The 1,501-nt window shown below is 50.1% G+C and carries 2 protein-coding genes; one reads left to right on the top strand and one right to left on the bottom strand.

The features are described 5' to 3' along the window. Positions 1 to 49 precede the first annotated feature (49 nt). Positions 50 to 568 (bottom strand): DinB family protein, encoded by a 519-nt coding sequence (locus tag WBV75_RS08900; RefSeq protein WP_424120274.1) that lies wholly within the window; start codon positions 566 to 568, stop codon positions 50 to 52. A gap of 183 nt (positions 569 to 751) precedes the next feature. Between WBV75_RS08900 and WBV75_RS08895 the strand changes: the two genes are divergently transcribed. Further along, the coding region (locus tag WBV75_RS08895) for a TolB family protein (RefSeq protein WP_424120273.1) at positions 752 to 1,501 on the top strand (750 nt) is incomplete at its 3' end.

The raw sequence follows: 1,501 nt of genomic DNA, 5'->3' as shown, positions 1-1,501 counted from the left end.
ATGTAGGTCTTAGCTAAACCTGTAAGGGACTTTTCAGTCGCTTATTTGCCTACTGGGGTTGACTCCACGGAGGTACGACGCCATTGGAACGGGCATAGGCGATCAACTGCCCTTTATGTTCCCCTGTGTGTTCCAGCACGACCAGAAGGGCCGAAAGGCGATTCATTTTTGCAAATCCCAAGTCTACCTCTTCATTGAGGCTGCCCGCGTCTATCGCCATCATCTTTTCCCTTACAAAGGCCGTGGACTGGTTATAGGCCTTGAGAATGTTTTCCCGCCCGGTTATCGTTTCCATGGTCATAATGTCTACACCCTCCGGCGGTGGAAAACCGAGTTTCATGGCCAGATAGTAATTCGAAGCAGCTACGTGTAAAATGGTTTCACCAGTGGAGCGAATACCCGGAGCAGGCCTCCAGTCCATCTGAGAATCGTCAAAGGCGTTCGCTAAAGCCACAATCTGCCCCTGGGCCATTTGCAGTAAACCGTCAATACTTTTTTGCGTCATGTCGTCCTGGGCATTTCCGGTCAGGCCCACACACATGAGTATCAGGAATCCGATTTTTTTCATGAGAGTTGATTTTGGTTAATAAAGTTGTTGAAGGGGAATTCCTTAAAGATACTCATAATCCCCCGGATGTGAGGATGTTGATGATCTAAAGAAATACAGCATCTCGAGACCCTATGTATTTGGCACTTTACCGAATGCATTTCCGATTATGTATCTTTAGTTTTTAAATCAAACAGACACACTATGAGAAGAATAAGCACCCTGGTTTTAACCGTATTGGTCTTCCTGATTGGAAACACCGCGCTGGGACAGGAAAAACACTTTGAATACCTCGATGTTTTCGATTTGCAGTATGCTTCTGATCCGCAAATCCGGCCTCAGGGGGACTGGGTTGTGTACAGGCGCATGCGCTTCGATATTCTGGAAGACCGCGCTGAGGGCAACCTCTGGATGATTCGTACCGACGGGACCGGTCATCAGAAAATGACATCCCGGGAAGTTTCGGAAAGTAGACCCACCTGGTCTCCCGATGGGCAGCGCCTCGCCTTTGTAAGTGCTACCGATGAGGGTTCTGAAATATACATCTACTGGCTGGACTCCGGAAAATTTGCCCGTCTGACACAGCTGCCGGCGAGTCCGGGATCTCTGAGTTGGTCCCCGGATGGAAAACAGTTGGCCTTTACCATGAATGTGCCTGAAAAAGCGCCGGTTATTGTAAACCTTCCCCCCAAACCCAAAAATGCAAAATGGGCAGGGCCACCCCGAATCACAGACCGCGTTTATCATGAGGCCGACGGACGGGGCTATATCCCGCCGGGCTTTAGTCACCTTTTTGTCGTGCCTTCAGAAGGCGGCGCGGCGCGGCAGGTAAGTACCGGAAATTACAACCACAGAGGGCCTGTGGCCTGGTCTTCGGACGGGACAGCCCTCTATTTCACAGGTAACCGAACCGAGGATTGGGAATATGATTTTCGCAACAGTGAAATCTACCGC

The sequence above is a fragment of the Robiginitalea sp. genome, assembly GCF_049588695.1.
Lineage (GTDB): Bacteria > Bacteroidota > Bacteroidia > Flavobacteriales > Flavobacteriaceae > Robiginitalea.
The sequence above is the reverse complement of the archived record's forward strand: the minus strand, read 5'-3'. Positions and strand labels throughout refer to the sequence as shown.